This window comes from Paraburkholderia sp. BR10872 (genome assembly GCF_040965835.1).
Classification (GTDB): domain Bacteria; phylum Pseudomonadota; class Gammaproteobacteria; order Burkholderiales; family Burkholderiaceae; genus Paraburkholderia; species Paraburkholderia nodosa_A.
This window is the reverse complement of the sequence record NZ_JBFRCN010000093.1, coordinates 1-19,658: the sequence shown is the minus strand read 5'-3', so window position 1 is coordinate 19,658 and position 19,658 is coordinate 1. Positions and strand designations below refer to the sequence as shown.

General features: G+C 60.6%; 13 protein-coding genes and 3 pseudogenes. 9 read left to right on the top strand and 7 right to left on the bottom strand.

Features of this window, described 5'->3' with window-relative positions; genetic code table 11:
* Positions 1-428: 428 nt before the first annotated feature.
* On the top strand, positions 429-1,046 hold the full coding sequence (locus tag AB4Y43_RS38745) for an H-NS histone family protein (protein WP_368619005.1): 618 nt from the start codon (positions 429-431) through the stop codon (positions 1,044-1,046).
* Positions 1,047-1,624: 578 nt separating this feature from the next.
* On the opposite strand, the gene AB4Y43_RS38740 is transcribed toward AB4Y43_RS38745, so the two are convergent.
* The 3 genes and pseudogenes from AB4Y43_RS38740 to AB4Y43_RS38730 form a co-directional block, all read right to left on the bottom strand.
* Positions 1,625-1,816, bottom strand: a complete 192-nt coding sequence (locus AB4Y43_RS38740; RefSeq protein WP_069268359.1) for a hypothetical protein — start codon at positions 1,814-1,816, stop codon at positions 1,625-1,627.
* Positions 1,817-2,332: 516 nt separating this feature from the next.
* Positions 2,333-2,710, bottom strand: coding sequence for a hypothetical protein (locus AB4Y43_RS38735; RefSeq protein ID WP_368619006.1), 378 nt, complete (start codon positions 2,708-2,710; stop codon positions 2,333-2,335).
* Between the two features lie 415 nt (positions 2,711-3,125).
* Positions 3,126-4,046 (bottom strand): annotated as a pseudogene (locus tag AB4Y43_RS38730) (IS110 family transposase); the annotation flags it as partial.
* A 391-nt stretch (positions 4,047-4,437) separates the two neighbouring features.
* Between AB4Y43_RS38730 and AB4Y43_RS38725 the strand changes: the two are divergent.
* Positions 4,438-4,734, top strand: a complete 297-nt coding sequence (locus AB4Y43_RS38725; RefSeq protein WP_083245599.1) for an H-NS histone family protein — start codon at positions 4,438-4,440, stop codon at positions 4,732-4,734.
* Positions 4,735-4,774: 40 nt separating this feature from the next.
* Here AB4Y43_RS38725 and AB4Y43_RS38720 read toward each other — a convergent pair whose 3' ends face one another.
* Together AB4Y43_RS38720 and AB4Y43_RS38715 are read right to left on the bottom strand one after the other, a co-directional pair.
* Entirely contained in the window at positions 4,775-7,243 is a 2,469-nt protein-coding gene (locus AB4Y43_RS38720) for a hypothetical protein (protein WP_368730146.1), read from the bottom strand.
* 68 nt (positions 7,244-7,311) lie between these two features.
* The gene (locus AB4Y43_RS38715; RefSeq protein WP_368730145.1) at positions 7,312-8,883 is read right to left on the bottom strand and encodes a DASS family sodium-coupled anion symporter; all 1,572 of its coding nucleotides are present in this window, start codon (positions 8,881-8,883) and stop codon (positions 7,312-7,314) included.
* A gap of 137 nt (positions 8,884-9,020) precedes the next feature.
* Here AB4Y43_RS38715 and AB4Y43_RS38710 point away from each other — a divergent pair, with 137 nt between their 5' ends.
* The 7 genes and pseudogenes from AB4Y43_RS38710 (at position 9,021) to AB4Y43_RS38680 (ending at position 18,561) form a co-directional block, all read left to right on the top strand.
* Positions 9,021-9,779 (top strand): GntR family transcriptional regulator, encoded by a 759-nt coding sequence (locus AB4Y43_RS38710; protein ID WP_368730144.1) that lies wholly within the window; start codon positions 9,021-9,023, stop codon positions 9,777-9,779.
* 2,506 nt (positions 9,780-12,285) lie between these two features.
* Positions 12,286-13,335 carry a GSU2403 family nucleotidyltransferase fold protein gene (locus tag AB4Y43_RS38705; protein ID WP_368730143.1) on the top strand — a complete coding sequence of 350 codons (1,050 nt, stop codon included), beginning with the start codon at positions 12,286-12,288 and terminating at the stop codon, positions 13,333-13,335.
* 1,093 nt (positions 13,336-14,428) lie between these two features.
* Entirely contained in the window at positions 14,429-14,671 is a 243-nt protein-coding gene (locus AB4Y43_RS38700) for an H-NS histone family protein (RefSeq protein ID WP_083245596.1), read from the top strand.
* An 86-nt stretch (positions 14,672-14,757) separates the two neighbouring features.
* Positions 14,758-15,558: pseudogene (locus AB4Y43_RS38695) on the top strand (IS110 family transposase); the annotation flags it as partial.
* 129 nt (positions 15,559-15,687) lie between these two features.
* Positions 15,688-16,818 carry an IS110 family transposase gene (locus AB4Y43_RS38690; RefSeq protein ID WP_342925330.1) on the top strand — a complete coding sequence of 377 codons (1,131 nt, stop codon included), beginning with the start codon at positions 15,688-15,690 and terminating at the stop codon, positions 16,816-16,818.
* A gap of 285 nt (positions 16,819-17,103) precedes the next feature.
* Positions 17,104-17,337, top strand: a pseudogene (locus AB4Y43_RS38685) (IS110 family transposase); the annotation flags it as partial.
* 633 nt (positions 17,338-17,970) lie between these two features.
* A complete protein-coding gene (locus AB4Y43_RS38680) occupies positions 17,971-18,561 on the top strand; it encodes a hypothetical protein (RefSeq protein WP_368619638.1) in 591 nt (196 codons plus the stop codon).
* 483 nt (positions 18,562-19,044) lie between these two features.
* Here AB4Y43_RS38680 and AB4Y43_RS38675 read toward each other — a convergent pair whose 3' ends face one another.
* Positions 19,045-19,392 (bottom strand): transcriptional regulator, encoded by a 348-nt coding sequence (locus tag AB4Y43_RS38675; RefSeq protein WP_069268351.1) that lies wholly within the window; start codon positions 19,390-19,392, stop codon positions 19,045-19,047.
* A 46-nt stretch (positions 19,393-19,438) separates the two neighbouring features.
* On the bottom strand, positions 19,439-19,658 hold a 220-nt coding region (locus AB4Y43_RS38670), incomplete at its 5' end, for a hypothetical protein (protein ID WP_368730142.1).

The following is a 19,658-nucleotide window of genomic DNA, read 5'->3' as shown; positions in this document are numbered from 1 at the left end:
CTGGCGGATCAGACGCCCGATGAGGCATACTTCGCGACGCTGCCAGCGATCAAATCGGCAGCATGATCGCCCCGGACGCTCCACTTAAAATCTCGGGACCCTGTCCGAACAAGCGACGCCACCTCTGTGCGTACATGTCTGGACAATTGAGAATTGAGTGTTTTGCTGCAAGGTAGCATTCGAACGGAAAAGGAGCGTTGTAGTACCCGCAGGCAATACCGGACGCAGCTCAATTTTAATCTCCAGTGACAATTTAAATCGCTGCGCACCGTGCGATAAATTTGCACGAGCGTACTGATGAAGTCATAATCACGACCGCGACGATGGCGTCAATTCTGACGGGCAGACCGAACTTCGAAGTGCCTGGGAAATAAGCTAGGGAAGTTCCAGGATCGCATGGACGGTAAACCCCACAGGGAGGAATAGACATGGTTACCTTGGACGCAATCAACTCGAAAATTGCAAAACTCCAGAAGCAGGCAGTAGCGATTGCCGAAAAGCAGTCGTCGGTGGGCCTGACCAAAATCCGTGAACTGATGCACAAGCACGGACTGACTGTTGCCGATATTGAAGGCTTTGTCGCTAAACGGCGCGGTCGCAAGCCGGCTACGGGTGCGAAGGCAGCAGCAAAATCCCCGCGGGCGGCCGTGCATCACGTTGCGCCGAAATACGTGGATCCGAAAACGGGCGCGACCTGGTCGGGCCGAGGACTTGCACCGCTCTGGATTCGCGATGTCAAGGATCGTTCGAAATTCCTGATCGAAGCCGGTGCAACGGCAAAGGTCGCCGGCGTCAAGGCTGCTCCCGCGAAGAAGGCTGCTCCTGCGAAGAAAGTTGCCGCGAAACGTGTCGTGGCTAAAAAGGCAGCGAAGACGACGGTCGCGACGAAAAAGGCTGGCCGGGCAGCGGCTGTTCCCGCAAAGGGTGTGCGTGGACGCAAGGCTGCAGCACCCGCGAAAAAGGCTTCGGCGCCGCGCAAGGTTGCAGCCAAAAAGGCACCGGCCGCAGTTGAGACTACAGCGACGCCTGAAGTCGCCGCGGCGTAACGGGGAACGGGCGATCCAGTCGTAGCTGGCGGAGCAAGATGCCGAACGCAGTGCTTTGGCGTCCCGCTACGACTGATCACTCAGGACCCCTTGTGCATCGCCTCCGTCTGGGCGACGCCACGTATGTACATGAGGAAGCACGGACACAGAACCGTACGCCTTCAACCCGATGGCACACCGTTTCGAGCTTGTTTCTCTAGCGTTGCCGGCTGATTGTCCACCGGAGTCGATTCCTTCGGTGGTCAGTCGGCTGATCTCGCTCGCGTGGCCGGGTATGAGCCGTGCACAGCTCGTGGACCGTGCTCGTCGGCTCGACATGCATGCTTCGCTGCGGGCGCAGCCCGGTATCGGACCGGATGGGCTGACGCAGTTCAGGCTCACGCTCAGCTTTGCGGACGCGCATTTCGTTCTGGTTGCCCACGTACGTCGTCTCGCTCGCCGACGCGCAGGCGCAAGACGCCAGAAACCGTCACTGCCTCCAGCGCGCGATATCAGGCAACCAAGCCTTTTCTGAGTTTTTTCGAGGCCGCGCAACAACGCCGTTCGTCAGGCAGGTGTCACCGCGGGATCACCATCTGCTAGAGAATCATGAGATTGCGAATCTTTCCGATTGTCGGGGAGCGTTCGACGATCAGGCCGGTGATGAACTCCGGCAACAGCGCGCGCGGCACGTTCGCGGGAATATCGGTCACGAGCTGCGAGGGCACCAGAACGATGAATTCTTCCGGCGCGGACGCCAGGCTGTGTTCGTAAGCGACGCGGATTTCCATGTGGTTTTTTTTCTTTGGGGACGTGGTTGTCAGCCGCACAATTTATCGCGCGCAGGACTAAGCAGGGATGTGGACGCAGTGTAGCGCGGGATGCACCTGTCTTCGTTGCATTGAGCGTTACTGGATTGTCTGTTGTGAGCGCTTGCGCGCTTTCCCAGACAATTGCAGGCTGTACCGCTGGCGATCCACTTTACTTCGCGACACACGCGCAGGGTTTGGTCTCCATCTATGGGGGCTGGTTACCATCGGGCTGGCGAATACCAACCGTATGACGTTTGCACGCGACCTTCTCTCGCCCGTGCGTATTCACTTGTCCGGCGAGCTTTCATGCATGTCGCCCTGACGGATCCGTGAATCCGGCACGCGATCCGACGTGAAGTTACCGTGCAACCTGGAGTTGACTGTCGTTGGTGTGCGTGTCTCTCGCAGCCAGAGCAACAAGTTTTCCAAGGTGATCACTCGCCCGGACAACGATCTCCATCCGGGTCGCGCAGAGCTGGCGGTCGTACTCGTTAATCACGTTCGTGAGTCCCGCGACCAACGATTCAGACACATGCCACCTCCGGTGTGATCGGCCTCGCTAAGTACCTCTCCGAGGCCACGCTCAACACTTTCGATCTCCGCGATATCGAGCTGCCCGTGTCCCGCCCGGCTGATGAAGCTCGTGATGATAGCCACCTGCGAGACAAGATTGACGAGGGAGCGGTCCGCCTCACCATTGCGCAGACGCTCAAGCGCGATCCGTGCACGCAGTGCGAGATCCGAGGCTTCGTGGCGGGGCATCGGGAGATAGAGCGACTTTGCGTGCGTTCCGGCAACTGGCCGACGCGTGGATCGAGAGTTCTTCTTGTTGGGCATGTCCGGTAGGCGGTTGATCTGGATTTGACACGTCATATTGAGATCGTCACCCCGGGATCAAGAGCGCCCACCCGATTTAATTTGCATGACCGGGTCAGCGAGTTCGGTGGCGGGTCCAGACGAAAGCGGCCGCCCAGTGTGATGGTTCCGGCGGTCCTCTATCACTCCGATGAGTTCGCCCGACGCTGCGCAGCGGACGAACTCATCGGAACGGTGCGTCCGCGCAAGACTGTGTGCCGCGCGGCGAAGCTTCCTGGTCAGGTGGGACTCCCGGGCAAACAGCACCGGGAATCATGAGTACCAGATGCAACTAACCGTCAATCGCCACTTCGAACCACGAACGCCTGTCGGCGGCAAAAATCGACGTGCAGCATGGGACTGACCTGTCAGACCGTACGTCGAGGCCAGGTAAAGTCACGGCGCAAGTGAAAAAGCGCCCAGTTCGGAAGTAGAGATCAGCAGCGCCTGTTCGGGCGGGATGCCGGTAGCTCCAGGCAGATTCCACCAGCAGCTTACGTGCGTAGCTGTTGCCGGTCTTCGTAATGCTGCCTTGCCGTCGTTTCCCACTTGATGAATGTTCTGAAGGCGTCACGCCAATCCACGCCATCAACTGCCGCGGATGTTCGAAGCGCGCGAGGTCGCCCAGCTCCGAAACCAGTCCGATCGCCGACGTAAAGTTGATTCCGCGCATGGCCTGCAGGGCAAGTACGACTGGATAAAACCGCCAGTTAGTTACCGCTTCGCGCAATGCCAGTTCCAGCCGCTCGCATTGCGCGAGCCGGTCTTCAATCGTGCGCCGATGTTCGTTGAACGCCAGTTGCTGCCAGGCGCTGTCGCATGAGAACGTACTTAACCAGCGTCGGTGTGTCGGTCCCCAGTTGGGACGGCCGAGATAATGGACGCCGTGGGCAAGCAGAAACGATTTGAGCCTGCAGCGTGCTGCCTTCAGGTCTTCTCGAGCCGCCGACCAGGCGCGGGTCAGGTCGCGGAACGCTTCGTCTTCAACTGTTGGTACATGTACCGCCGACAAGTCGCCGGCGCGCAAGGAGCGCACCAACTTGATCGCGTCACGGTGGTCCGTCTTGACACGATCGCCCGGCCTGCGTGGGGTGAGCGATGGTGCGCAGACCATGCAGTCGAAGCCTTTATCGACCAGCCTTCGATACAGGCCGTATCCGCATGGGCCCGCTTCATAGACAAAGCAGATGTGCCGTGCCTTCTGCTGCAGTCGCTTGCAGAGCCGGTCGACATCAATCTGCATGGCGCCCACCTTGCCGAACAGTTCGACGGTGCCCATGCCGATCGCATAGGCAACCGTGATCGAGTCCTTGTGGACATCAAGCCCCACATACAACGTGCTATCGTCTTCCATGCTGGCCTCCGCGGCGGAATACACCGTTGAGTGGCGGTTCCGTCGCCACTCAATGCGGCTCTGGCAGCCATGCTAACCCGCGCAAACTTCCCCACGGCGGCCAGCCTCGCCGAATGGGAGTCATACTGACTTGCTGAGGCTGCGTAAAGCATCTGGCTTTCCATGAATCTGCATACCGCGGTAGGCGGCACCGGCTTTGCTCCTCTCCATCGTGATTCACGACGCCCGAGCGTCCGCCATTGTGGATGGAGTCGCGAGGCACCTCTATCTGCAAAAAAATCCACCGACACCAGCCTGACGCAATGCCCGGCGACCGTCGTCCCAGTTCGGATCAGCGACATACGAAAGTCACTATCATGACCCAGTGATTTCCATATGCGGGAGACGCTTCGTGGCAACGTACAGGGAACTGAGAGCGCAGATCGCCGAGCTGGAGAATCAGGCAGCAGCAGTCCGTCAGGAGGAGTTCGACGCCGTCCTTGCCGATATCCGTACAAAGGTGGCCTATTTCGGATATACACCACAGGACATCTTTGGACGTCGCCGCGGCAGGCCGAGAGGTTCAGGCGGCGCGCTGCCAGCGAAATACCGTGATCCGGCAAGCGGCGCCACCTGGTCTGGCAGAGGGCGCGCGCCGAACTGGATCAAGGACGTCAGGAACCGCGACCGGTTCCTGATTCACAACTAGATGGCGGATTCAAACCGGAGCCGGTCGCTGCGAGCGCTATTCACCTGCGCCCGCGGCGAACCTGGTCAAAAGTAATGAACTGCGCCGACGACCACACCTTGCTGTCGTCACGCTGCCGCCCGAAGAAGTACGCCGGACGAAAACCAAACGGCGCGTTCTGCGCGGCAACCTCGACACTGCCCGCCAGATCGACCGGCAACGGCCTGTCGGTCAGTCGCTCGACCGCGACGAACAACTCCGTGCCGCCGAGCGCATATGTTGCGCTACCCCGCGCAAGCAGATCCGCGCCGCGAATCTCGAAGCGAAACGCGGGCGCATGCGCGAATGGATTGCCTGCGAGCGGATCGCCTACCTTCACGAAGCCGTCGATGGTGCCTTCGATCACGATGGTCGCCGCGGCCAGATTGCTCACATCGATCTCGATGCTGTCCGCGTCGCCGTACGTGTCGCTACTGAATTCGATGTCCGTTGCGCCTGTGCGCCACGCGGATTCCTCGACGTGTTCGAAGCCGTGAGAACCGAAGTTGTGAATCGTGCCGTTGAGAATGCGGATGCGGCCACGCCACGCCGCCCAGCGATACCGGTCCCGAATGCGCGCACCACCCCAGCGCACGCGGATCAGACGCTCAGCATAGCCGAGTTCCTCATGCAGGTTCCGCTCCCATATCAGGCCATTGTGGTCATAGGCGGCGACGTATTCCCAGCCGGCGCGTCCGAGCAGGCGGTAATCGAGCGTGGCCGGACCGCGCTGCGTGAACGCGTCGCCTTGCCAGTGATCGCCGCTGCGCACGAGCAGCGCGCTGTGTTCGCCTGTTGTCGCCCACGTGCGGCGTGAGCGTAAGGCCTGGCCGACCGTATGCCGGTCGAGTGCATCGGCGAGCACGCCCGTCAGACCACCATGCACGCCGAATACCTGCACGCCGGGCGCGCCGCCGCCGGGACGTCCGCGATGTTCGTCGCCGCTCGCAGCGACGCCGAGCTGGTAGCCCCGTGCGATGACGTCCTGGTAGAGCCAGCCGAAGTGGCCCCACGTCGAAGCGATTTCGACGAGCCGCTCAAGCTTCGGATGGTGCCAGTCCGGAATGTAGCGCCGCCCGCCAACGTGCGGCATGACGAGGTGGTGTTCGGCGTCGTCGGCGTAGGCATCCCACAGTTCCTCGACGGGCCAGCGACCGAGTTCGACCGCGTTGCCTTTCATGTCCTCGTTCCACACAAGGGTGCGGTTGTGCTCACCGCGCGCGTTGTACGGAAAACCGGGACGTTCGTCGCCGAGAAATACGACGTTGTGGTCGCCACCCGCCGTCGAACTGCCACACCACTCCTGCACGGGATAGACGACGAAGCGGCCGGGTTCGTTAAACTGATCGACGGCCTCGACGCCCAGTTGCCAGTTCGCATCCGTGATCTGGAAGTCGTTCGCTGTATAACCCAGGATGTCGATTCCACCAATATCGCGCGCGTACTGCGCGTTGTATGCGGGACTGTTGGTGCCGACCGTGTCGTGCGCATGGACGTGAAGATCGGCGTAGAGTGCACGCGGGGCGGGCAGTGTGGCGTCGACCGTGAGCCAGGCAACGGCTGCGCGGATCTCCGGCCGCCCGGGCACGTCTGCGACGATGTGCAGCGTGCCCCGGTCCGTTGGCAGGTCGTCGAGCGCGAGCGTCGCGAATCCTTGCGTCGGGAATGCATGCTCGCGCTGATAGACCGTTGTGCCTTCTGCGTCGCGGGCGATCACGTTGGCGGTCAAACTGGCGATCGAATTGGCGACTACCGGCCGTGCATTCGCGTTCGCGCCCAGCTCGCGGCATGCGTTGCCCCAACGATCCTGCAACGCAAGGCGAAACGGCGCAGCCTCGCCAGGACGCACGAAGCGCGGCCCGTTGAGCAGCACGTCCGTTGGATCGCCCGGGTGGATGTCGATGGCAATGTCGCCAGGCACCGCAACGAAGCGCGACGTGCCCAGCGGATCGACGTAGAGGCGGAAGCGGAAATCGTCTTCGGAAAACGTCTGGATGCGCGTGCCGGGACCCCGTCGGCGATCACCAAGACGGATCACGATGCGGTCGCCTGCGTTCAGATACCCGTCGACGACATCGACGATCACGGCCTTCTGGTACGGCCGCTCGTGGCCTTTCTGGTCGAAGCGCACATTGAGCGCCTGCACCGTTGCGGGACTCTGGCCCGGCACGAGCGGCGCCGCATGATACTCGGCGGTGATGTAGTTCGCGGCGGTGGGGTCGCTTGTCTGGAAAAGCGCCCAGTCCGAGTAGAACTTGAACGTGGCCTTCAGCCACCCGCCATCGGCAATGCCTGACGAGCCGACTTCGTAGTCGAGTACGACTTCGGCCCAGCTGCCCGCTTCGAGTCGCGAAACGCTGCAACGCACGCTGCCGGCGAAGGGGCGCTGTTTCAGTTGCTCATAGAGGCCGGCCGGAGCGACATGATCGCCAAGGCGCTCGCGCAGGGCACGCGCGCGGGCGTGCAGACCGGTTTCGTTCGATTCGCTCATCTGGGGGTGGGTGTCCATAAGGCGGGTAAGGGATCGCGCGCACGTGACCATGCGAGTGCGCGCAAGTATCAATGCGCAAACGGCCATGCCGCGGACGCGTCCCAGACGGGCACGCCCATGAACGCATACCACGGTGCGATCACGCACAGCCCGTACAGGATCGCGATCAGCACCGAGACCACGCCGACGCGGGCGTAATCGGCGGTCGTGAACACGCCGCTGCTGTAGGCAATGACGCCCGCTGTGATCTGCGTTGGCAGCAGGTAGGCGAAGCTGTCGGTGTCGCTGACCAGCATCGTGAACGCGACCGGATGCAGACCAAGGCGCGGAGCGAGCGCAAGCGCGATCGGCGCGATCATGGTGACAGCAGCGACGTTGGACAGCATGCCGATACGGATGATGTGCGTACCGGCCATGACGATGCCAATGGCGAGCCACCAGCCATGACCGTGCGCGACGAGATAGATGTGATCGGCGGCCCATTGGGCGAGCCCCGACGAACTGATCGCAGAGGATAGCGAGAGCGCGCCTGCGAGCAGAAACAGTGTGCCCCAGATCGTGCGCTGCTCGACTTCCGCCCAGCCGAAGCGCAGCACGCCCGGCGCGAACAGGATGGCAAGCGCGATCAGCGCGACGATTTCCGACGACAGGTGATGCAGCGGCTCCGTTGCCCACAGGACCGCCACGCCCGCGAACAGGACCAGCACCAGCCAGTCATTGCGCGAGGCAGGCGGGAGTGCGCGACGCATTGTCGCGATGGCGGCGCGTCCGCCGGGAATCTGCACGGCGCGCGAGCGGAAATAGTACTGGACCCAGCACTGCGTGATCGCGAACATGCCCAGATACGGCCACTGGAGCTTGAACCACGTGAAGTATGAAATGTGGATGCCGAGCTGCTTTTCGAGCAGGCCTGACACGACCATGTTCGGCAGATGCGCCGTGAGAATGCACATGCCGCTGATCATAGCCCCGTAGACAAGCGACTGGATCACGATGGCCTTTTTCGCTGCACGCTCGCGCGGCGAATCGCCGAACAGCTGGACGATGCCGTTGGTGACGGGCAGCAGCGCGGCCGAGCGCGCATTTGCGGCCGGCACGACCATCGACGTCACGAAGTTGACGGCGAACATTGCCCAGATCACGCCGTTGGCGGTGCGCACCTTCAGGCGCTCGAGCAGCGCCAGCGCAATGCGGCGGTCGAGGCCGCTTGCCTGCATGATCGCCGAAAAGAGGAATGCCGCGAGGCAGAGGAACACGACGGGCGCGGCAAAACCGCTTGCGGCCTTCTGAAAACCCGGACTCGCGTGTGAAAGCACAAGCAGCATCGGTATCAATATGCCGCTCACGCCGACGGGAATGGCCTCGGTCACCCAGACGATCGCGACCCACGCGACCACCGCGAGCGTGGCCTGGCCGTTCGCGTCGAGTCCGGTGGGTGTCGGTATGAGCCACGCGAGCGCGATGAAGGCGAACCATGCGGCCACGAAGCCAAGGCGTGCGCGCAGGAGCGCGGCGCCGCTGCGCGGGCCGGTGTGGCCGTAAGCGCCAGCAGGTAAGGTTTCGCGCGTATGGAGGGCCGCTCCATCATGTGGTGGGCGCTCAAGCGGCGGCGCGTCGAGGATTCTGTCGGTCACGGTCATGCTTTCCTGCGTTCGTTATTCGAGCCGATGCTGCTATCGTCAGTGGGTCTGGATGGCATAATACGTATTAATACAAGTGGGGCCATCCAATTGCTTTTCATATCGATATTGCGAATCTCGCTCAAGGCGAGGCGCGAGTGCAGCGAGGGACCTTAACCATGTTGGTGCGGGAAGACGTGACGTCGCTCTATGAGCAGATCGCGACGACGCTTGAGCAGGAAATCGGGCAGGGCATCTATGAGCCGTCGGGCAAGCTTCCGTCGGAAGCCGAACTGGGCGAGCGCTTTGACGTGAGTCGGGTGACGGTCCGGCTGGCGCTCGGCCGTCTGGTGGAGACGCACGTCGTGGAGCGCAAGCAGGGCAAGGGCACGTTCGTGAAGCCCCGGCGTCTGCAGCACCGGCTCGACGTGTTGCGCGGCTTTTACGACTCGCTGGCGGCGCAGGGCGCGCGGGCCAGCATGGAACTGCTGCGCATGCAAGCGTGTGCGGTACCGCCCGGCCTGCGCGAGACGTTCGCCGCCGATGTCACAGATTGTGTGTATCTTGAACGCCTGCACCGCGTCGATGGCGCGCCTGTCGCGCTCGCGCAGACCTGCCTGCTGCCCGAGGCAAGTGTCATTTCGCGCGAGGAGGCGCAAGCTCTCCCGTCGTACGAGATGCTCGAACGGCTGCCGGGCTGGCATATCGTCGATGCCGACATGACCATCACGGCGGTTGCCGCGGCGAGCGATATCGCCGCGTATCTGGAAGTGTCCCCGCGTGCGCCGCTGCTCGTGCTGCGCCGGACCTCGCGACTTGCTGACGGGCGCGCGTGCGAGGCGACGGTGTTCCATATTCGCCCTGAGCGTTTCGATCTTGCGGTACGCAGCGGGCTTGAGGCGCGGGTGGTCGGATAACGACGCCAGGCGCGGGTCACCCTGCGGGGGCCTTCGTGCCTGGACCTTTGCCGATGTTATGGATTCCAAAAAATCTCGGCAACTGGCGTCGTGCGAACGCTCGCTACCAGGGAGGGGACGAGACTGGCGCAGTCGCGAACGCGCGGAATCTGGCCTGCGGCGTAAGCGTCGTTGCCGTCGATCAGGATAGCCGTGTAATTTCCCGCGCACCATGACTGTGCGCGGCTGAATCGGACAATGCTGACTGCTCCAGGGACCTCCGTTGTAAAAAAATTCTCGCGGCGAAAACGCATAATTTGTATGAAGAAAATAAATGATGCCGCCGATAACCGAGTCAGGTACTGCGCTGTTCGCGTGCCCGGGCGTCAGGCCAGACATCCATCGCACCATGAAACCTGACTTGCACGTGCTCGTTTAATCGATACAGGGTTGCCGGACTTTTCGGGATTGATACCGCGTCGAACTGGGCACGAACCCGCTTGTCCGTCTCGGTATCGGCATCTGGATGATGCGTAGCGTCACCCGGCAACTGGGTACCGAGCCTTCGACCGCCGCCGCCGTGGCCAGAAGCGTGGCCACACCCTGCTCGAACGCCAGCTGGTTGCCCTGGAGACACTTGGCGGGGCCATACGGCCTCGCGTTACGCGGGACGGCGATTCGCTCCTTCGTACCCTCGCTCGGCTGCACTGAAACGTTGATACCGTGGCGCGTGAGTGGGCGGTGTGATGCCTGAGCCGTCGCGATCAGCTCCGGCCTGCATCTGCCCGAAGCTGCCTGCGGGCACTGCATGCATTCGACGTGTGAGGCCGTGCGCTGTCACAACAGCTGCGTCGCCAGACTGACCGACTGCCAAAGAACATTTCTGCGCCGCGGGGATTCCCGAAGTCCAGAGTCACACTGCGTCCGGGGATCCGGCATTTCAACAGTTTCGCGTCGGCGAGCGGGCGAATGACTCGTCGCTAACCTACGCGGACGTTTCGACGGGCGCGCGACAGGCCAAAGCCCGGCACGTGCGCGTGCGTTTAGCGGAACAGGGAAGAAGAACTCACTGCATGTTGTGAAACCGGTTTGGACCGACCATACTTCCCTGTAGCGGAATGCTGGAGTCGCATATTTTAAGGCCTGTCCCGTAGGCCAGGGCTCCCAAAGTCGACGCTGTTATCCGACGCGCCGTTGCGCGACGTGCGCTGCCCGTCGTGTCCTGCTCCGCGGGTGGAACTGCGGTCGCAGGCGGGCAGGCTGGTGCGCTTCGCTCTAATGGGAACACGCGGTTGAGCCGGCCCGAACCGCAATGCTGATCCAGTATTGGATGATTATCTCCAGCATCGTTGCGCGACGCACCATGGCATCTATACTGCGCCGGACATCTTCGCGCTTTGGAGAGATGCATCCCTCCGTTCCGGACCGTGGACGCGCCGACCACGTTGGCGTGCCGCTTTGTCACCCAGGCTGCGGCGCCGCGCTGCGTGTGCCGGTCCTTGACGGAGACGGTCATGCAAGGGCCATCGGATAGCTGGCGCCGGGCAATGCAGCGCGTCACTTGCGCGGCGTCTTTTTTCTGCAGGCCTCGGCATTGAAAATTGTCAAACAATTGACCGGGATTCCAGCCTGGCCATCTCGTGGACGGCGATTCGCTAGCGCTCACGTCAGTCGCGGGATGAATGGACAGCGCAATACGGAGCGGATGGTGCAGGACACGACTCTTCAGGAACGCGAACCTGCACGAATGGGCCTGTACGGCCAGCTCGCGCGGCTGGAGCGCCGCTTCGCAGTAACCGTAAGCCGCAGGAGGGCAGCGATGACGACGTTGATACGTAGATACTTCGTGTGCGTCAACGGACACGACGGCGAAGAGGTGGCGTGCGATGACGATGAACCGTACTCTTCTCAGTGGGACTCGATTCGCACGACCGGACTGGTGAACAACGGCAGGGACTCGCACGGATACGCCTCTTATACATGCAAGACGTGCGGCGAGCTCATGTCGGAAACCGGGAAAAGGTGATTGATAGAAAGCCAGAATCGTGGCTCGACGTTCTGCATGGACGTGCGCGATCGACTGCCGCAACCGGAATTTGAAAAACGTAAGTTTGCGTCATTCTCTTCATCAATCGGCTAACAGGCTTCGAAGTCCTGCATCTGGTGAGACCCGATGCCCGCGCGCAGGCATTGGGTGGCCCTCGGCGTGCTAAAGCACGCGGACGGGGCCACAGACGTTGGCCCAGCGATGCGCCGGAACATGAATTCGAGACGTCGGCGATTCGTCAGCCGGTGCGTGGTGAGAAGTCCGACAATGAGGTCGCGGACCGGGCATGGCCCGAACAAATCCTAACCGATGCGCCCGGTACCGCCGGGTAACCTTGTACCGTTCGCCTGGGGTATCGGACAGGCGAGGGGTTGGTGACCTGAGGGATTCCAAGTTGATTGCAGTAATTCTTATAAAATTACTGCAATCACGAACTCGCCTTTTGCAGTAAAATCCAAAAAATTACTGCAATTCTCTGGCATGCACGGACTTCCTCTTTACCAGCGACACGATCAGGCATTCTGCTCCCAGTACGCGAACGTCGAGCAGGCGGCCGCCAGCCAGGGGCGGGTTCTCGTGGGTGCGCCGGGCACGATCACCGAGCACCATCGCGGGAACGCTGTCTACTACTATCGGCAGTTCATGAACGCGGAGGGCAAGCGGCAGCAGGAGAGTCTTGGCGGACCCAAGGGCGATCCGGCGGTCGAGGAGCGCGTCGCTGCGGTGATGGCACAGATCGAGCAGTCCAAAGACCTCATCAGCCGCATCCGGGAGCTCGCGAAGCTCGGCTTCCAGATTGCCGACAACAAGACCTACGCGACCATGGCGGTCCTCCACAATTACGGACTTTTCGAGGCCGGCGCGGTGCTCGTGGGCTCTCACGCGTACGCGGTTCTGCTCAACAGCCTTGGCATCAAGGCGCTTGCCTACGAGACCGAGGACATCGATATCGCGCGCGCCCGCCAGCTCGCGCTACAGGGTGTGCCGTCGGGTGGCCTGCTCGAAATCCTGAAAGAAACCGGAATCGACTTCGTGCCGGTGCCGGGGTTCAACAGGGGCGATCCGTCCACGTCGTTCAAGCAGGCGGGGCGGACGCGTTTTCACGTCGATCTGCTTGTGCCTTCGAAGGACAACACATTTCCGACCGTCGCTGTTCCAGAGCTCGGTGCGCATGCGAGCGGCATGCCTTATCTCGCCTACCTGCTCGGCCAGTCCCACATGGGCACGCTGCTTTCAAGGCACGGCGCGGTGCCGGTTCGTGTGCCGGACCCCGCACGCTTCGCGATCCACAAGATCCTCGTTTCACGCTTGCGCACCAACATGCTGGTCAAGTCGCAGAAAGATATCCAGCAGGCGTGCGTGATGCTCGCGATGCTCGGCGAGCACAGAAGCGGCGATATCGAGCTCGCCTGCTCGAATCTCCCGAGGTCTGCGCGCCCAATGGTTCGCCGTGCGCTGCCCGATATACGCACCATGCTCGAGGCTCACGAAGGAGCGCTATTCGAATTTGAGGAAAGCATTGCCGCCTGACGGGCCATGTCGCGCTCCGACTGGCCCGGAATACGTATGATCAACCCCCGTGCTGTATGCCATCCCGTCACCGCGCGTTCCGTGTGTGGATGCCGTCATTCCGGTTGTTCGCGCATCCCACAGGCACTGTCCTTCAATGGCGTCGCGTCGGATCCTTAGCCAGCTACCGTGCACCGAATATGAGTACGGGCTGGACTACGGACGCGTTCAATAGATTACGCAAAACAGTCTGGGCGGCCGTTGAAATTGCAATCATTCGAGCTGTAATGTCGACTCTGGTGAAACTTCATCGTTGGTCACTGAGTGTCGTCACCTCATATCAATTCGTATAGCGAATTAATTGTGCGACAGCCGGCGAGGAATGCCAGATAGTCCAATCATTCGCTGCATGGCTGACACACGATTTGCGTGCTGCCCGGCTCAAGGATGTGAATACGGATTCTGAAGCGGTGACGGGTGGATTGGATGGTGCCGATGGTGCTGCCGGTGCTTCGACTTCGATTTCGCCTTTGGTTGGGACTCTAACGTCGGTTTCGTGTGCGGATGCGGCTCACCCTGGGGCAGCGGCTCCGTAGTCTGGGCTGCGGGCAGTGGCGGAGGAGAAGTGGTACGAGCACGTTGCGGCGAGTCCTGGCCTTCGCCGAAGTGAAACGTCTGCGAGGCTTGCGCGTAAGCGGTGGTGGACAGCGGCACTGCCATCAGTAACAGGAATTTCGAAAGCTTCATGCGTGTTCCCTTTGGGCGGACGCTTCAGGATAACGCAATGCGCAGCCTTTGCCGCCTTGTCCTGTTCATTGCTCGCGTGGCCGACAAGGTGTGCGCGGTGTTCAAAACTGCATGATGCGCCGCTTCAAGGGTCCGTCGTGTCCGCCGACCCTCGTAAAAAGCGCTGGAACGAACTGGCCACGCGTCAGTCCATCCCTGCAAAAGAGTGTGAACGTTCGTCATGGAACGGCCGCCGAATATTGCCCGTGATTTGCGAATTCGCGGACACAGGCCCAAGGCCGGACTCGTCGATCGGTCATCCCGATTCGGATCAATGCCGTGACAAAGTCACTATCATGACCGCGAGGACTCCACATGGGGGAAGTCCGTGGCAACGTACAAGGAACTGAAAGCACAACTTGACGAACTCAAGAGTCAGGCGGCTGCTATGCGGCAGCAGGAGTTCGACACGGTGCTTGCCGATATACGTGCAAAGGTTGTGGAGTTCGGATATACCGAGCGGGATATCTTCGGGAGCCGACGCGGCAGACCAAGGGTCGCGCACGGTCCACTGACTGCGAAATATCGCGATCCTGCTACCTGGTCCGGGCGGGGACGCGCGCCAAACTAATGGAATGGGCGCCCCCACCCGAAACGGCATCGGTGTGCCAAAGTGGAAGTGTCGAAGCTACCACTTAATCGAGGAGGGCGCCCAACATGAAGATTACGACGATTGGCATTGATTTGGCAAAAACCGTTTTTGCAATTCATGGCGTGAATGAGCACGGTCGAGCCGTGCTGAAGAAAGTGCTAAAGCGTGATCAGATGGCGGCGTTCTTTGCCAACCTGCCGTGTCTTATAGGAATGGAGGCATGTGGTAGCGCCCATTACTGGGCTAGAAAGCTGCAGGGCATGGGACATACTGTGCGCCTGATGGCGCCGCAGTTCGTGAAGCCGTATGTGAAGGCAAACAAAAATGATGCCGCGGATGCCGAGGCTATCTGCGAGGCCGTCGCGCGGCCGAACATGCGCTTCGTCCCGATCAAGAACGTTGAGCAGCAGTCGGTGCTGTCGCTGCATCGCGTCCGTCAAGGTTTCGTTCGGGCGCGCACCGCACAAGCTAACCAGATACGCGGTCTGCTAAGTGAGTTTGGGCTTGTTATCCCACAAGGAATCACACACCTCGCCGGGCGAGTACCCGGCTTGCTCGAAGACGCGACCAACGAATTGACAGGATCCTTTCGGCAGCTGATTGAGCGTCTCCTGGAACACGTGAAGGAACTCGACCGCCAGGTCCGTGAGCTGGAAGCGCAAATCCGGGTGATGCACCGCGAAAACGAAGTCAGCTGCAGGCTCGCGCGCGTGCCGGGCATTGGTCCGATTACTGCGAGCGCGCTAGTGGCCTCTATCGGTGATGCCAAGAGCTTCGCAAACGGGCGCCAGCTTGCTGCATGGCTGGGTCTGGTGCCCAGACAGAACTCCAGTGGCGGCAAGAATGTGCTGCTGGGCATAAGCAAGTCAGTATGACTCCCGTTCGGCAAGGCTGGCCGCCGTGCGGTTGTAGACGCGGGTTAGCATTGCTGCCAGAGCCGCATTGAGCGGGGACGAAACCACGGCTCAATGGTTCATTCCAACGCGGAGGCCAGCATGGAACACGATAGCACCCTGTACGTGGGCCTGGATGTCCACAAGGATTCGATTACGGTCGCCTATGCAGTTGGGATGGGCGACGTCGAACTGTTCGGCAAAGTCGGCACCATGCAGATTGACGTGGATCGGCTGTGCAAACGTCTGCAATCGAAAGTGCCACATATCTTCTTTGTCTATGAGGCCGGCCCTTGCGGTTACGGCCTCTACCGACGGCTGATCGATAAAGGCTTCGATTGCATGGTTTGCGCACCATCACTAGTTCCCCGTAAGCCAGGTGAGCGTGTCAAGACGGACCGCCGTGACGCGATCAAACTGGTACGCTCGCTACGCGCCGGCGACCTTTCGGCAGTGCATGTGCCCACGGTTGAAGACGAAGCGTTTCGCGACCTGGCACGCGCCTGGTCGGCCGCCAGGGAAGACCTGAAGGCAGCGCGCTGCCGGCTCAAATCGTTCCTGCTTGCCCACGGTGTTCACTATCTCGGCCGTCCGAACTGGGGACCGACACACAGGCGCTGGTTAAGTACGTTCTCATTCGATAGTGCGTGGCAGCAACTGGCGTTTAACGAGCATCGGCGCACGATTGAGGACCGGCTCGCGCAATGCGAGCGGCTGGAAGTGGCATTACGTGAGGCCGTTCCCGACTGGCGTTTCTATCCGGAGGTACTCGCGTTACAGGCCATGCGGGGAATCAACTTCACGTCGGCGATCGGCCTGGCGTCCGAATTGGGCGACCTCGGGCGCTTCGAACATCCGCGACAGCTGATGGCATGGATTGGCGTGACACCATCAGAGCATTCATCCGGTGGAAAGCGACGCCAAGGCAGCATTACCAAGACTGGCAACAGCTACGCGCGCAAGCTGTTGGTCGAATCCGCCTGGAGCTATCGGCATCCTGCACGGGTGAGTATCGACATCCAGCGCCGGCATGAAGGTCTACCCAAACCGATAATCGATCGTGCCTGGGACGCTCAACTAAGGCTATGCCGCCGGTATCGGAGACTCGTAGCCAAAGGCAAATCCGCACATGTTGCCATCATCGCTGTCGCGCGCGAGCTGGCTGCCTTCATCTGGGACGTCGGTCGACTCGGGATAGCTTTGGCGGTACCGCACAATGCGCAAACGGCATAAACAGGGGACGCTACTGAAGCAAGACCAACGACCATCGGAAGTTTCCTGAAGGCGGCGCAGCCCGGTATTCGAGTAGCCCGCGACCTCGTTTGGCAACGGCATCAGTCGACTTGCGTAGCAAGAAAGCGGCAGGCTCATGAGACGGACCTCTGTAATGCGGCAACCAACCCGCGAATATCAGCGTGATTCACCGTCGAGATTTACTGCTACGCCGCCCTCAGGAAATTTGCTCTAACCATGGAGTAGATCTTGAAAACCGATCCCGATTGACAGCGGGAGTCATATCAGCGAGGCGACACCTATTTGCGGACGCTGTTGATACATGGAGCGCGTTCAGTCATCTACGCGGCCAATCGGAAAGAAGATAAGGAGAGCTGGTTGCATAACTTGCTGCAGCGGCGCAACGCGAATGTTACCGCGGTAGCACTCGCAAACAAGAACGTGCGCGTCGTGTGGGCACTATTGACTCATGCACGCGAGTTCCGAAGTGACTACATGGCGAGCGCGAGTGCGGCATAAACTTCGATGCACCTATAAATTGTAACGAACAGCAGGAGACTTCAGCCGATTGCACAGGCTATCAAGATGTGATGGCGAGATAGGTAAGACCGTGGTCAAGAAAATCTGATTGATCCAGTGTGCGCGAGAGCACGCCAAACTGATGAGACCTTGACCAGCAAATTCCATCAGGGACCGCCGGCGAGTGCCGTGCGAAGTCCGAATGCATGGCTGCAATCTTGACCTATAACCTGTCACAAACTGAGCGCTTGGCAAACTGGGGGCGTCCATGCATGGATCAAGGACGCGAAGAATCGCGACCGGTTCCTGATTTACAAATAGATCACCTCGGCGGGCATCGATAACAATTGCATGCCCGCGGCCAATACTTGAATAAAAGCCATTCCTGTTTGCGGGCCCACCCGCCACGATTCGGAAAGATATGAGACGCATATTCGAGTTGCTCGGTGCAGGAATTTAGTCTCATTGATGTCAGTGGGAGCAAAGCGCCCTGGCATGTCCGTATGGCGCTTCCCCGCGTCCCGGGCGCCTGATCAAGTGTGACGGACAGGGCCGCGTCGCTTCATCCCCATGGCAGACCCTTGCACGCAGCGCAGCCATTCGTTATTATTTTTATAACGAATGGAGATCAGCATGGCTACGCTGCACCCGGGCCTTCCGGAATTGAATCTGCCTTCGCGTCAGGGTGGCAGTCCGTCAGTCAGTTCATGGCTGCTGTCCTACCCGATGTTTCGCGACGCCCTGCAACGCGAGGAAACGGATTTTGTCGCACTGCCGTCGTACGTCAGGCTTCCCGTTCCGAGAAGGATGACGGAGCCGACGGATGCGTCGTCTGCCCGGTGGGCAGATCTGGGTGGGGTGCGCGTCTCCTATATCGAGCTCTGTACATCCTGTGTTGCGGACGTCGTGCGGGATCACCTGTTGGCCGGTGCAAACAAACCGGAGACTGCCAATGAAGCCGCGGACGAACTTGAAACGCTCTGTTCGATATTTCCTGCGGCCCGGGTGCCTCTTGTGGCGAGACCTCCGTGCCTGCTCAGTCCCGGCGTGGGCTTTTTCCTCGAGGGTTGGGCGCGCTTTCTCGCGTACTGGTCCCGCAATGACAGGACGATCCCGTTGCTTGCCGTCGACTGGCAGGCCCTGTATGGGCGCCTGACTGACGATCCGCCCAACGGCGCCAAAGCCGCGGCGAAAATCCGGCCATCGCTTTTCTGCATGGCGTGAGGCGACGTAACTACGTCTGGTCCGCGGCGGTGGGCGCTCCTGCAGGCGTTACATCGGGTCTGGATGTTCTGGAACCTGCTTTTGTCGAAACCAGATGCACTTGCTGGCGGCTCACCGCAGCCTCGAGACGGTAGCGGGGCCCTTTTTGTGACAGGCGCAAAAATACCGAACTGAGCTTCCCCTGGGCGTTGTTTTAAGCCACTGCCAGGTTGCCTTGGCCTCGCAAACCCGGTATGTTTACTGTTCCAAAAGTTATGACGGTTTGTGAAAACCCGAGCTTTTGGCGTGTGTTTGCGAACCCACTGCCCGATATGGTCCGTGGGTTCTTTTTTGGTTACTTCGGATCGCGAACGATTTCTGTGCGATTGGGAAGGCCGCTCGCAATCACGCAGCACGGCTGAACGGGGACAACTGCCTTGATTAGCCGATCCGGGCAGAACGCCCTCTATTGGCGGGCTCGGGATCGCGGGGTATGCCGCCGGCTCAGGTGCCCTTCGCTGCCTTCGAGAGCGCTTCGGCGAGCTTGTCGAAGTAGCGCAGCGCGGCAGGCGTGAGTTCGATCTGCTTGCGCCGGGTGTCCTCGGTGTCGGAGAGGGTGAGCCATCCTTTCTCGCGCATGGACGCGATGCGACCGTGAAGTGTCGCAGGAGAGCCCAGTTCACCGTGTCCAATCATGTCCCGGACCGACAACCGGTCCTTGTTCTGTGACGCGCGAGCCACGAACTCGAGAATCTTCTCTTCAAGCGGATCAAGCGCTGGCAGCGTGGGCAAGCCACGAATGGCTTCAGTCAGTTGCAGGAAACGAAGATAGATGTCTGCAGGTCGTTTCATTGCTTTCGCCCATACGCGATGGGTGCGCACGCCGCGAAGGCGCGGGTCAGCTATGATTGGGGAAGGAAAAGCGAATGGAACAATTATACCGTCGTGGGAAGCTTGCGCTTACATTTCTGGTCCATAGCTGGCGGCTGGCCGCACTGTCGCGAAACAGGCGGGCAGCGATGACGCCAGTGACCAGTCCGGGCATCACGAGATCGCTCAGGCATCGCTGCAAATCCAGCAGTGAATCAGCTGCATGCTGTTGCTGAACCAGCAACACG